General features: G+C 36.2%; 14 protein-coding genes. 13 read left to right on the forward strand and 1 reads right to left on the reverse strand.

What is annotated here, in order from left to right; all coding sequences use genetic code 11:
- Nucleotides 1-46: 46 nt before the first annotated feature.
- The 8 genes from FNW21_RS05270 (at nucleotide 47) to FNW21_RS05305 (ending at nucleotide 7694) form a co-directional block, all read left to right on the forward strand.
- Nucleotides 47-421, forward strand: coding sequence for a hypothetical protein (locus tag FNW21_RS05270; RefSeq protein ID WP_144255694.1), 375 nt, complete (start codon nucleotides 47-49; stop codon nucleotides 419-421).
- A 26-nt stretch (nucleotides 422-447) separates the two neighbouring features.
- On the forward strand, nucleotides 448-2301 hold the full coding sequence (locus FNW21_RS05275) for an outer membrane protein assembly factor BamB family protein (RefSeq protein ID WP_144255695.1): 1854 nt from the start codon (nucleotides 448-450) through the stop codon (nucleotides 2299-2301).
- A gap of 83 nt (nucleotides 2302-2384) precedes the next feature.
- Entirely contained in the window at nucleotides 2385-2816 is a 432-nt protein-coding gene (locus FNW21_RS05280) for a hypothetical protein (RefSeq protein ID WP_144255696.1), read from the forward strand.
- 79 nt (nucleotides 2817-2895) lie between these two features.
- Complete coding sequence (locus FNW21_RS05285) at nucleotides 2896-3177, forward strand: hypothetical protein (RefSeq protein ID WP_144255697.1); 282 nt, start codon at nucleotides 2896-2898, stop codon at nucleotides 3175-3177.
- Between the two features lie 53 nt (nucleotides 3178-3230).
- Nucleotides 3231-4982: a tetratricopeptide repeat-containing sensor histidine kinase gene (locus FNW21_RS05290; RefSeq protein WP_144255698.1), complete on the forward strand. Its 1752-nt coding sequence runs from the start codon at nucleotides 3231-3233 to the stop codon at nucleotides 4980-4982.
- Between the two features lie 134 nt (nucleotides 4983-5116).
- Nucleotides 5117-5764, forward strand: coding sequence for a response regulator (locus tag FNW21_RS05295; protein WP_144255699.1), 648 nt, complete (start codon nucleotides 5117-5119; stop codon nucleotides 5762-5764).
- A gap of 53 nt (nucleotides 5765-5817) precedes the next feature.
- Entirely contained in the window at nucleotides 5818-6438 is a 621-nt protein-coding gene (locus tag FNW21_RS05300) for a DUF4230 domain-containing protein (RefSeq protein ID WP_144255700.1), read from the forward strand.
- An 83-nt stretch (nucleotides 6439-6521) separates the two neighbouring features.
- Nucleotides 6522-7694 carry a molybdopterin molybdotransferase MoeA gene (locus FNW21_RS05305; protein ID WP_144255701.1) on the forward strand — a complete coding sequence of 391 codons (1173 nt, stop codon included), beginning with the start codon at nucleotides 6522-6524 and terminating at the stop codon, nucleotides 7692-7694.
- 11 nt (nucleotides 7695-7705) lie between these two features.
- Here the strand turns inward: FNW21_RS05305 and FNW21_RS05310 are convergent, their stop codons facing one another.
- Nucleotides 7706-8623 carry a cation diffusion facilitator family transporter gene (locus tag FNW21_RS05310; RefSeq protein WP_144255702.1) on the reverse strand — a complete coding sequence of 306 codons (918 nt, stop codon included), beginning with the start codon at nucleotides 8621-8623 and terminating at the stop codon, nucleotides 7706-7708.
- A 363-nt stretch (nucleotides 8624-8986) separates the two neighbouring features.
- Here FNW21_RS05310 and FNW21_RS05315 point away from each other — a divergent pair, with 363 nt between their 5' ends.
- The 5 genes from FNW21_RS05315 (at nucleotide 8987) to FNW21_RS16290 (ending at nucleotide 12148) form a co-directional block, all read left to right on the forward strand.
- Nucleotides 8987-9313, forward strand: a complete 327-nt coding sequence (locus FNW21_RS05315; RefSeq protein ID WP_235889591.1) for a winged helix-turn-helix domain-containing protein — start codon at nucleotides 8987-8989, stop codon at nucleotides 9311-9313.
- Nucleotides 9310-10062: a sulfite exporter TauE/SafE family protein gene (locus tag FNW21_RS05320; protein WP_317129293.1), complete on the forward strand. Its 753-nt coding sequence runs from the start codon at nucleotides 9310-9312 to the stop codon at nucleotides 10060-10062. Before FNW21_RS05315 ends, FNW21_RS05320 begins: the two co-directional genes overlap by 4 nt.
- A 33-nt stretch (nucleotides 10063-10095) precedes the next feature.
- Nucleotides 10096-10668, forward strand: coding sequence for a molybdenum cofactor guanylyltransferase (gene mobA / locus FNW21_RS05325; RefSeq protein ID WP_144255704.1), 573 nt, complete (start codon nucleotides 10096-10098; stop codon nucleotides 10666-10668).
- Nucleotides 10668-10910 carry a MoaD/ThiS family protein gene (locus FNW21_RS05330; RefSeq protein ID WP_144255705.1) on the forward strand — a complete coding sequence of 81 codons (243 nt, stop codon included), beginning with the start codon at nucleotides 10668-10670 and terminating at the stop codon, nucleotides 10908-10910. Before mobA ends, FNW21_RS05330 begins: the two co-directional genes overlap by 1 nt.
- 170 nt (nucleotides 10911-11080) lie before the next feature.
- Complete coding sequence (locus FNW21_RS16290; protein ID WP_185963886.1) at nucleotides 11081-12148, forward strand: HesA/MoeB/ThiF family protein; 1068 nt, start codon at nucleotides 11081-11083, stop codon at nucleotides 12146-12148.
- Nucleotides 12149-12232 lie beyond the last annotated feature (84 nt).

The raw sequence follows: 12232 nt of genomic DNA on the forward strand, positions 1-12232 counted from the left end.
GTAATAACCGCAGCTTTGTAAAGTGAGAACTAACAAAGCGCGTATTATGAAACCAACCCTTATTCTTTTTTTCAGTGTACTAGTACTACTATCATTTTCTACAGCCTCTTTTTCTCAAAAAAAAGTCTTAACAGATGAAGATGAGGTTTCGGGAATGGTTAGTAAGGAAATGGACGAAGTCTTCCATTCTGATAGTTTTATAAAACAAAAAAACAAAAAGTTTCCCACCGTTACGGGAACTATAGTTGTTGATATTGGCGTGGTTCAAAGCGGCAAAGTGTCCACACTCTTCAAAGTGGATAGCGATATCAATAATCCAAATTTCACAAATTTCCTTTCGGAATATATATTAGATCATAAATTTTATTTCAAACTACAAAAACAACAGCGGTATAAAATCAGGTATACCGCTACTTTTTGAAAACCAAAACCTTAAAAACTAAAAAAATGAAAAAACTATTAACCACAGTAACACTTGTCCTTTTTCTTTATGGGGCAACACCCGCTTCGGCACAATTTGGGAAATTATTAGATAAAGTAAAAGGAAAATCAGGTGCGGGTAAAAAGTCAGGAAATTTCACTACCGTTTGGGAATCAGAATTCGAAAACAAAGCCACAAGAGTTGCTGTTGTCAATGGTGACGGTAGTTATGTGGTAGGAACTGACGATAATTCGGCATCAGTATTAGACAAAGAGGGCAAGGCAATCTGGAACGGCGATTATAAAAAGTTGACTACCAATAAAACCAATAAATCCGAGTACCAATATACCGTTTGGAAAAAAGAGGGCGGTTATCTTTTTCTTTTTGACGAACGCAAATTTGGCACTGATCGCGTGGCGTGTTTAGACATCACAACGGGTAAGGAATTATGGAACTCGGAGTCCTATCAAAACCTCATTCAAAAAGGTACAAAGGCTGAAGAAGGAACTGATCAAGGCGAATTAGAAACCGTAAAATACATTGATGAGTTAGACGCTTTTTTGATTTCTCAAAAAGGGTCAGTCATTATGGTCAAAGCCAATACTGGTGAAAAAATTTGGGAAACCAACCGTTTTAAGGGAGGTGTTGGGAAATATATTTATGATGAAAAGCGAAATGAAATCATTATGGTCAATTTTAAACCAACGGCTTTGGGAGCTTTGTTTGCAGGTTTCAAAAACCAATTGGTAAAAATAAATGCAATAAACGGTGATGTTGTATGGGACGCTACCTTTATGGGAACAATTGAAAAAGAACTTGTTACGAGACGAGCTATTATAGATCTTTGGATTAAAGGAGATAAATTATTCATGTATCTGGATGGTTTACAGGTGTACAATTTAGAAAATGGACAAAAATTATGGTCGGCTACCTACGAAAATGATATGCAAGGTTCTAGTGGCAATAGCTTGATTGGCGGCAAAAAGCAAACTAAAATATACAAAACATTAGCCGAACCATTGTTTACTGAAAAATCGGTTTATTTAATAATGTTAGGAACCAGAGACCGAACTAAATATGTAGAGAAGCACGATTTAGAATCTGGAAAATTACTATGGGCATCAGAAAAAATAACAGGTGCATTGTGCATGCCACACATTTACAAAGTTGGAAATAAAATTTTGGTACAAGTGGGTGGTAAAGTGCAAGTTCAGGAACTTCGTTATGAGGAAGTGTATAATGCCACTGCGGGGGCTGTAGGTGCCTTAACAGGTTTTGGTGGTGGAGCAACCAAGCAATGGGTTCCTTATATTTATTGGGATTACAAAGCTCAAAAAAGTAGTGCAATGGCACTTGACGATGCCACAGGAACAACGGCTTGGCGATCAGAGAAGTTTGACAAACGCATTACTGATTTTGTTATTAATGATGATAAAACGCTTTTTGTAGGCGATGGCGATGAATTTTATGGCTATGATATCGCTGCTGGAACACAATTATTTGATGTGAAACATAGTGATGCCAATGTAGGAAAAGCAATGGATGTTATCGATTTTGGGGACAAAGTAGTGGTGCTTTCCGAAAAAGGATTGGCCGCCTACAATAAAAAAGATGGCTCGCGAGTGTATGCCACCGAAAAAATAAAAGGAGTTGATTATTTTTATCACATTGGGGATAATTATTTTTTGAGAGACCAGCGCAATAGCAAAAACATTATTTACGGTATTGATATGACCAATGGAGAAACCAAAGGATCTGTTCAGTCAAAAGGAAAAGGGGGAAGTCCAAAGTATGGCGATGGTATAGATATTACAGAGGATGGCGAATATATTTTTACTTTTAAAGGCAAAAAAGTAGAGAAAGTAAAGGTGAATAATTAGGTTTTTAGTTTTCTTGACAAGGGCTGTTGCGTAGTTTTGGCAGCCCTTTTTTTAAATTGATTTCATTTTAAAAACGATTCCCAATGAAAAAGACAGCAAAACTCTCGCCAGATGACATTCTTTTTTTAGAAAAAAAAGCCCAAAAAAAACAGTATACGTACTGCTTGTTTTTTGCAGGTTTGTTTTTTCTGGTACCAACTTTGGTTTTTTTTTCTTGTGAAAATGGATTTTGTGAAACGACTTTGGTGCTTTTTGTAGTTAATTCACTCTTTTTTATACTCGGTTATCACTACCGAATTGGTTTTAAAAACATACAAAAAGATCTTGAAAACGGTTTTAAAGAAATAACCGTAGATGTAATTGCCGAAATATATACCCTTTTGGACATTGGCTATAAAGTGGATGCTAAAAGTTATGTAATTACTGGAGGCACACTATTTAATATAGGAGAGAAAGTAAAAACCGAATCGACTCCGTTGAGCAAAATAGGATTGCGACTGGAGAAAATAGTGTAGCCATAAATTTGTTTCTTGAAATAGAAAAAGAGGGTGGTAAAATCACCAAAAAGCTAATTGTGAATTAAAGAATATCCTTATGATAGTTGTCTTACTGCTGATTATAGTTCTGCTTTTGCTACTTATTGTTCGTTTGTATTTTGATTTTTACCAACAAAAAAAAACATTCGAAACGAGCATTACAGCCTTGGAGGATGTTATAACGGCACTCCAACAATCCCAGCGATTGCAATCCAATCGGTTGCAGCTTTCGGATGGGTTGTCGCAACAATTAAAAAAATCAAATCTCGTTTTGAGTAACTCGATTTTAGACATAAATTCGGATTTGTTGGGCCAGTTGTTTCCTAAAAAAAAGAGCTGAAATGTTAAAATTTAACGTATTTGTTTTACCTTTAGGGACTTAAAATTAATTTTATGAGGAAAACTGTAGTTTTTTTAATTTCCTTTTTACTGACTTTTCAACTTTTTTTTTCGCAATCCAAAAAAGAAATAGATTCATTGAACGCAATTTCTTTTGAGATCAGATTAGCAAAAGCAGTTCAACTAACCGATAATTATTTGCAAAATGCAAAGAATGCACAAAAAATAAGCTATAAACTTGGTGAAGCTGAAAGTTTTAGTAATTTGAGTTTGATTTATTACTATCAAGGAAAATTCGAAAAGGATTTGTATTATTCTTTACTTGCAATACATATTTACGAAGCTATTGGAAACAAAGAAAAGTTAGCTTTAGAATATGGGGAATTAGGATATCGAATGAAAAAAAGAAATATGGCTAAAGCATTATATTATATGCAAAAAGCAAAAAATATTTCTGAAAAAAATAATATTCAAAAACCACTTTTAAGCATTTATAATAATTATGGCTACTTGAAAGAATTGCAAAAGGAGCAAGATAGTGCCTTGTATTACTATAAAAAAGGATTGAAAATAAAAGAAAGAATTAAAGATAGTTTAGGTATACCTTATAGTCTTAATAATATTGCATTGATTTATATTCAAAAAAAACAATTCAAAGCAGCTGAAATTTTATTAAATCGTTCCTTAAGAATTCGCTACAAATTGAATGATCAAATTGGAATAGCTGAAAATAACTTTTATTTAGGAGATTTAAATTTCAATCAAAATAGTTTTTTACAAGCAATTACGTACTATAATAAGGCACTTGAAATTGCAAAAAAAAATGGGTACTTGGATTTAATATCAAATTGCCATGAAATAATAGCGCAAACACAGGAACATTTAGGAAATCAAAAAGAAGCTTTGGTCAACTTTAAACTTTTTAAAAAATACAGCGATAGTCTAATAAATAAAGACACCAATTCTAAAGTTGCAGAGCTTGATATAAAGTTTGAAACCACCAAAAAAGAAAAATTATTACTCCAAAAAGAAGCCGAGTCAAAACAGAAAACCACATACTTAATAGGGCTTGTACTTGTAGCATTGTTAATAGCCTTGCTTGGTTTTTTAATTTACCGCCAACAAAAATTCAAAAACAAGCAACAAGAACAAGAATTCGAGTTAAAAACGGCCATTTCGCAAATCGAAACTCAAAACAAGTTGCAAGAACAACGCTTGAATATTTCACGAGATTTGCATGATAATATAGGTTCACAATTGACTTTTATAATCTCATCGGTCGATAATGTAAAATACGCTTTTGATATTGATAATAAAAAACTAGACGATAAATTAACCAATATCAGTTCCTTTGCCAAGGAAACGATAGTCGAACTTCGGGATACGATTTGGGCTATGAATAGCAACGAAATTACTTTTGAAGATCTGGAATCTCGCATCCATAATTTTATCGAAAAAGCCAAAGAAGCTAAAGATGAAATCCAGTTTTCGTTTGCTATTGCTGCGGATGTAAAAATGAAAAAATTAACTTCGGTAGAAGGTATGAATATGTACCGAACCATTCAAGAAGCCGTCAACAATGCCATAAAATATGCCCAAGCAACCACCATTGCCATTGCCATAAATAAAACCGAAACTCAAATTGAAATCACTATTCAAGACAACGGAATTGGTTTTGATCAAGACACAATCGTCAAAGGAAATGGCTTGCGAAATATGCAAAAAAGGATGGAAGACATTGGTGGACAATTCAATATTCAAAGTGCCACATTTGGAACAAAAGTCACACTACTTTTGAATGCTTAAAGAGCTTTTTTTGGACTTCTTGCACGCTATTTAGTGTTTTTTTTAAAAACAAATCTAAATCACAAAATACGGCATTTGTCGTATTTTTTAGTTCTAAATAAAAAGTAATTTTAGAGTATTCAAAATCCAATCCAATGATAAAAATAGCCATAGTCGATGACAATTCTTTTTTGATCAAAGCGGCACAAGAAAAATTATCTTTTTTTGAAGATTTTTCGTTAAAATTCTCCGCTGATAACGGCTTTGATTTGGTCGAAAAACTGGAGAAAAATCACAATGTCGATTTGATTTTGATGGATATCGAAATGCCAAAAATGAACGGAATTGACGCTACTTGTTTTGTGAAACAAAAATACCCGCAAATAAAAATCATTATGCTTACCGTTTTTGACAATGACGAGAATATTTTTAATGCCATAAAAGCCGGCGCCGATGGGTATTTGCTCAAGGAAGTCAACCCCAAAGAGTTGCATCAAGGCATACTAGATACTATGAATGGTGGTGCTACTATGACGCCTTCTATCGCTATGAAAACCTTGAAATTGTTTCGGAATCCTATTGATTTTGCAGTAGTTGCCAATTGCGAAGATATCAAGCTTACCACTCGTGAAATCGAAGTTTTAGAGCAATTGAGCAAAGGACTGAAATACAATCTCATTGCCGATAATCTCTTTCTTTCGGTAGGGACAATTCGCAAGCATATCGAGAATATTTATACCAAATTGCAAGTCCACAACAAACTCGAAGCCATCCAGAAAGCCAAGAATAATAATTTGATTTAGGACAGGATTTAGATACTATTCCATTATTTTTTTTACTTTTATAAAAAAAAGAAATGCTAAAGCGAATTGTAATTGGAGTTGTACTAGTTGGGGTAGTAGTGCTATTATTCAAGTTTTGTGATTTCAAGAAAGCACCCGATACGGATGTGAGTTACAACACCAATCTCATTCAGCAACAAATTGTAAATGTTGGAAAATTAGTCGTTACCGAAGGGCATTTCTCGGAAGTGATTACTTATAAAAATCAACAAAAATACATGATGGACATGCTCTCATTCGAGAAAAAAGCACTCATTGTAGTCAATGCCGATGTGACAGTTGCCTATGATTTGCATCAAATGAAATACGATATCGACGAAAAAAACAAAACCATTACCATAATAAGCATCCCCAAAGAAGAAATAAAAATAAGTCCCGATATACAGTTTTATGATGTGGAGCAAAGTAAATTAAATCCGTTTACGGGCGACGATTACAACAAAATAAACAAATCAGTAAAGGCTAATTTAGCCAAAAAAATAGAAAAATCATCCTTGAAATTCAATGCTCAAAACCGCTTGGTTAGCGAGCTTTCTAAAATTTTGATTTTAACAAATTCTATGGGTTGGAAATTGCAATACGAAGATAAAATTATCGAAAACGAGAAGGATTTTAAAGCCACTATCAAAGGATAAAAGGCTAATTTTTTTTTTGAAAAACTAAAGGATATAACCACTTTGGAATTGTATTTTTGATTTCAAAAAAAACTACACTTCACATGATTTCAGTTCAAGACGCTTTTTCGGTATTGCAAGATATGGTGCGGGTCATGCCGCCAATCGATTTGCCATTGGCGCAAGCCAGAAAACACGTTTTATCCGAAACGGTTTTTTCCACAATCAACATGCCACCTTTTCGCCAATCCGCAATGGATGGTTTTGCAGTTGCTCTTCACGATTCCTTAACGTATGAAATCATTGGCGAAATAAAAGCGGGCGATGGGCATCAAGTAGCGCTTTTGGCTGGTCAAGCCGTAAAAATATTTACGGGAGCAGCCGTTCCAGACTCGGCGCAAGCGGTAATTCAAATCGAGAAAGTAACTGCCGCAAATGGTGTTTTGCAACTGCAAGAAACACCCAGAATGGCACAAAATATAAGACCAATTGGCGAGCAAATTGCAGCTGGCGATTTGGCTTTGACCAAAGGAACGTTGCTCAATGCTGCTGCTATTGGCTTTTTGGCAGGGCTAGGGTTTACCTCTGTAGAAGTATTCCAGAAACCCAAAGTTGGAATTGTAGTTACGGGCAACGAATTGTCAAAACCAGGAACGCCGCTCGAATACGGAAAAGTGTATGAAAGCAATGGCATTATGCTGGCAACGGCTTTGCAAGACGCTTTTATAGAAAATACTACACTATATGAAGTCAACGATGATTTTGAAAACACCAAAAATACACTAGAGGAAGCCTTAACGGTCAATGATGTTGTGCTGGTTTCTGGAGGAATTTCGGTGGGGGATTATGATTTTGTGGCGCAAGCTTTGCGAGAATTACAAGTGGCAACCCTATTTTATAAAGTCAATCAAAAACCGGGGAAACCACTTTTTGCTGGAAAGCTGGAGGATAAAATTGTTTTTGCTTTACCCGGAAATCCTGCGGCTTGTATGACTTGTTTTTACGTGTATGTACTGCCAACGCTTGCTGTTCTTTCGGGGCAAAAAGCCAATTATAATCAAAGCGTATTTTTGCCACTAGCACACGATTACAGCGTTCACAATAGCCGTTGTCAGTTTTTGAAAGCTACTATTACAGGAAATATTGCTAGTGTTTTGTCGCATCAAGCCTCATCAATGCTCAATTCGTTTGCCATTGCCAGTGGATTGATTTATGTGCCCAATGGTACCTATGAGTTGAAAAAAGGGGATGCGGTAGCCGTATATTTGGTTTTATAAGCGTAATGGTATTAGCAATTTTGGGTTGTTTTACTATCGGTTTCAATAGTAGTATGGTGCACGTTGAGGTGGAGCAATTCGTGTTTGATTTTGTTTTTGAGGATTTCGATTTCGGTATTTGATAATTCAGGCCCAACGATTACATGTCCCGTTAGTGCATTATTGGTGGTGCTAATTGCCCAAACATGTACGTGCTGGAAATCGACTACGCCATTTATTTTCAGGATTTCGGTTTTTATTTTTTCCAAATCAATGGTATCGGGCACGCCATCAAGCGAAAGGCGCAAACTCTTTTTGAGTAAATTCCAAGTGCTGGCTATAATTATCACACAAATAAGTAAGCTCAAAACAGGATCTATCCAATACAAATGGGTATAATACATGAGGATTCCACCTACTACAAGTCCTAATGAAACCATGGCATCCGAAGCCAAATGCAAGAAAGCCGATTTTACATTTATATCTCTTTCTTTATCGTTAAAAAACAGAAACGCCGAAATGCCGTTTATGACTATTCCAATTCCGGCAACAACGGCAATAATTTTTCCAGGTAGGGGTTCTGGATTTTGAAATCTAAAAAGGGCTTGGTAGCCAATTGCTCCAATGGAAATAAGCAGGATTACGGCATTGAGAAGGGAGATTAAAATAGATGATTTTTTGTACCCATAAGTGTATTTTGCGGTCGATTTAGAGTTGGATAATTTGAAAGCCAATAATGCTAAAGCCAAACCTGCCACATCCAGGAAATTATGCCCTGCATCCGAAAGTAATGACAACGAATTGATTTTCAAACCAATGATTATTTGGATAATAACATAGGCCATGTTTAAAATGATGCCAATGACAAAGGCTTTTTTCAGACTTTTTATTTCGGGAGCATTACTGTGCGAATGTCCATGGTGCGGGTCTTTATGGTGGTTTTCGTTCATGGTGTGATGGTCGTGGATGGCTGTTTTTTTTAAGGATTTACTTGTGATTTTAAGTAAAATAGCATTGTCAAATGTATGAAATAAAGCGTGTAAATCCCTTTCGTTTTTTATATTCTTACTGTGTTTTTTCTTGCGTGAGGGATAGTAGCAAACCGCCAAAGCGGTGCGGATAGCCCGACAGCAGTATAAAAAGGGGCCGCTAGCACGTAATGAGAATAGCCCCTTTTTATACTGGTGGCACGCCCAAATTGTTGTCAGGCAAGGGCTTTACAGGATTCTTGGTGTAACAAAAAGAGTTTTTGTAGTGATTTATTTTAACTATCTTTTCGTTATATTTGCAAAAGTATAACGAAATTCTATCTCTTGAAAATTAAAAGCAAAATTTGGATTGAAACCGAGGAGGGTATTCTCATCAGTGAGGGTCGGGTGCAGTTGTTGCAGCTCATTGATGCCACGGGATCGCTAAATAAGGCGGCCAAGGCGATGAATATTTCCTATCAAAAGGCATGGAAACTGGTGGACGCTTCGAATAAAGCGTCGGGAATACCGCTTATTGAGTCGCAAGTTGGCGGCAATAAAGGCGGTGGGACGGTGCTTACGCCTTATGGAAAAAAGCTGATTGTGGCGTTTGAAGCGATTAATTTGGCGTGTTGGGATTTTCTGGATTTAGAACTTAAAAAACATTTATGATGACGGTTACGGATTTGTTTAATATGCCGCTTTTGTTGCTTTTGTTGCCCATAGTTGCGTTCTTGTATGCGAGCGTGGGACATGGTGGTGCGAGTGGTTATCTAGCCTTGATGAGCGTTTTTGCTTTTCCTATAGCGGTAATGAAACCTACGGCACTGGTGCTGAATTTATTTGTGGCTTCGGTGTCGTTTTATTTTTATTATCGGGAGCATAATTTTAAGTGGCATTTGTTTTATCCGTTTGCCATTACATCGATTCCTTTTTCGTTCATTGGGGGTTTCTTGACGGTGGATACATTTTATTATAAGGTTATTTTGGCAAGTGTTTTGGTATTTGCAGTTGCGAAATTGCTAGGTTTTTTTGGTAAAGAAAAAACGGTAATTCAGCCTATAAATATTCCTTTGGCGTTGGGTTTTGGGGCTGTAATTGGCTTTTTGTCAGGCTTATTAGGCATTGGCGGGGGCATTATTTTAAGTCCTATACTGCTCTTGCTGGGTTGGGCTACGATGAAACAAACGGCGGCAGTTTCGGCTTTGTTTATTTTGGTTAATTCAGTTTCAGGGCTAGTAGGTTTTGTTTCGCAGGGCGGGAGCTTGCCAGCTTCATCAGGAGTTTTGATTTTGATTGTTTTTATAGGCGGATTGTTTGGTGCTTTTTACGGTAGTAAGAAATTTAATTCGGCTCAATTGCGCTATGTTTTGGCTTTGGTCATTGGCATTGCTATTTTTAAATTATATACGACAGCATAATTTTCAAACACCCCATGGGGAGAAAAAAAAGATATGAAAGAGAATAATATGATTACAGGAATTATTTTGGCTGGCGGCAAAAGTCAGCGCATGGGAGTAGATAAAGGGTTGTTGTTGCTTCGGGACAAAACCTTTGTGGCTCATATTTGTGCCGCATTACAGCCTATTGTAGGCGACAATATTGTGATTGTTTCCTCGAATCCCGCTTATGATACCCTGGGCTACACCCGAATTGAAGATTTGATTTCCAACAAAGGACCTGTTAGCGGCTTGTACTCGGCTTTGAAATTTTCTAAAACCAAAATAAATTTTGTTTTGAGTGTAGATGTTCCTTTGGTTACCACCGAATTGTTGCAATGGATTTTGTCAAAACACGAGGATTCTTATATGGTGACGCAGGTTCAAGTACATAACAAAACGAGTCCACTCGTAGCAGTTTATGATCGTTCGATGCGTATTGTTTTTGGGGAGCATTTGGCCGGAAACCAATTGAAATTGCGAGAAGTAATTGAGGATGTTAGCCATCAAACTATTGAAGTACCCGAAAAATGGGCCATTCAAGTGCAAAATATTAACACACAAGAGGAGTATAAAAACATACAGTAATGAAAATTGCTTTGAAATATTTTGGTTTGCTTGCCGATATAACTAACAAGAAAGAGGAATTTTTTTTGTTGGAGGAAAGCACTATTGCTGTTTCTCTTTTGAAATCAAAAGTAGAAAACACGTACCAAGAACTAAAAAATACCAACTATGCTATTGCGGTAAATCAAGCAATGGCTAGTCTGGATTATATTGTAAAAGACCAAGATGTGGTTGCGTTTTTGCCTCCTTTTGCTGGGGGTTAAAATCGATACGCTAAAATTCCTTTGGGCGTGCCCCTCCCGAAAAGGTCGGGTCGGGCTGTACGTTCCCGCTTTTTTTTGACTACCCTGTCAGGGTTCAAAACCCTGACAGGGTAGTCAAAAAAAGAGCTCCACTGCTATCCCTCACGCAAACAACGGGTATAAATAAAAAAATGACTAACAAAACCAGATATTCCAGACAAATCACTCTTCCAGAAATTGGGGAACAAGGGCAGCTAAAATTGCTAAACGCACGTGTTTTGGTCATTGGAGCGGGTGGTTTGGGTTGTCCTGTTTTACAAAATTTAGCCGCCGCTGGAGTTGGAAGCCTCGGAATTGTTGATGGCGATGTGGTGGACGAGACCAATTTGCACCGTCAATTGCTGTACACCTTAAAAGATTGTGGCAACAGCAAAGCCGAAACAGCTAAAAAAACCATTTTAGAATTAAATCCAGAAATCAACGTAAACGTATTTCGGGATTTTTTCACAACTGAAAATGCTTTCAGAATTGTTCAAGATTACCAAATTATTATCGATTGCACCGATACAATTGCCGTTCGTTATTTGATAAATGATGTGGCTGTGTTTAAAAAAATCCCCGTTGTTTATGCTTCCATTTATAAATTCCAAGGACAGGTTTCGGTTTTTAATTATAAAAACGGACCGAGTTATCGTTGTTTGTTTCCCGAGCAGGAAAGTTTAAAAGTTGTTCCAAATTGTGTCGAATCAGGAGTTTTGGGAGTTTTACCAAATACTTTAGGTGCATTTCAAGCCACCGAAGTTTTGAAAATAATATTAGAAATTGGAGAAGTTTTATCAGGGAAATTATTGGTCTATGATGCTTTGCATTTTCAAACCCAAATTATCGAGTTTGCCAGAAATCCAAAAGCAATCGAAAAAGGTTTTATCAACGGAAGTCAGCTTTTGAATAGCAAAAAAACAATAAAAAATTTAAGTCCCGAAGCCTTTTTAGAAAAATGCAATCAGGCAGGAATAATCGTTATCGACGTTCGAGAATTGGAGGAAACGCCAGAATTTAAAAGAGAAAATAGTATTCAAATTCCTTTAAAAGAATTGGAAGAATACAGTAAGAAATTAGATAAAAATAAAGAAATCGTTTTGTTTTGCCAAACCGGTCAACGCAGTGAAGCCGCGATGAATTACCTTCAAAATTCAGGATTTATCGGAGTTTTTCATTTAGCAAAAGGTATCGAATCTTTGAAAAATAAATTGCAATAACAATGTCAATAGCAATGACAATTTCAATAAAATAATAAAACAGGTTTTAGATAATACGGATTATAAATCAATTAAAAAGTAATC

Source organism: Flavobacterium restrictum (assembly GCF_007097245.1).
Taxonomy (GTDB): Bacteria; Bacteroidota; Bacteroidia; order Flavobacteriales; family Flavobacteriaceae; genus Flavobacterium; species Flavobacterium restrictum.

What these genes read in the sequence shown, in the direction of transcription:
- FNW21_RS05270 (WP_144255694.1), top strand. Translation starts at nt 47, where the DNA reads ATGAAACCAACCCTTATTCTTTTTTTCAGTGTACTAGTACTACTATCA.
- FNW21_RS05275 (WP_144255695.1), top strand. Translation starts at nt 448, where the DNA reads ATGAAAAAACTATTAACCACAGTAACACTTGTCCTTTTTCTTTATGGG.
- FNW21_RS05280 (WP_144255696.1), top strand. Translation starts at nt 2,385, where the DNA reads ATGAAAAAGACAGCAAAACTCTCGCCAGATGACATTCTTTTTTTAGAA.
- FNW21_RS05285 (WP_144255697.1), top strand. Translation starts at nt 2,896, where the DNA reads ATGATAGTTGTCTTACTGCTGATTATAGTTCTGCTTTTGCTACTTATT.
- FNW21_RS05290 (WP_144255698.1), top strand. Translation starts at nt 3,231, where the DNA reads ATGAGGAAAACTGTAGTTTTTTTAATTTCCTTTTTACTGACTTTTCAA.
- FNW21_RS05295 (WP_144255699.1), top strand. Translation starts at nt 5,117, where the DNA reads ATGATAAAAATAGCCATAGTCGATGACAATTCTTTTTTGATCAAAGCG.
- FNW21_RS05300 (WP_144255700.1), top strand. Translation starts at nt 5,818, where the DNA reads ATGCTAAAGCGAATTGTAATTGGAGTTGTACTAGTTGGGGTAGTAGTG.
- FNW21_RS05305 (WP_144255701.1), top strand. Translation starts at nt 6,522, where the DNA reads ATGATTTCAGTTCAAGACGCTTTTTCGGTATTGCAAGATATGGTGCGG.
- FNW21_RS05310 (WP_144255702.1), bottom strand. Translation starts at nt 8,623, where the DNA reads ATGAACGAAAACCACCATAAAGACCCGCACCATGGACATTCGCACAGT.
- FNW21_RS05320 (WP_317129293.1), top strand. Translation starts at nt 9,310, where the DNA reads ATGATGACGGTTACGGATTTGTTTAATATGCCGCTTTTGTTGCTTTTG.
- mobA (WP_144255704.1), top strand. Translation starts at nt 10,096, where the DNA reads ATGAAAGAGAATAATATGATTACAGGAATTATTTTGGCTGGCGGCAAA.
- FNW21_RS05330 (WP_144255705.1), top strand. Translation starts at nt 10,668, where the DNA reads ATGAAAATTGCTTTGAAATATTTTGGTTTGCTTGCCGATATAACTAAC.
- FNW21_RS16290 (WP_185963886.1), top strand. Translation starts at nt 11,081, where the DNA reads ATGACTAACAAAACCAGATATTCCAGACAAATCACTCTTCCAGAAATT.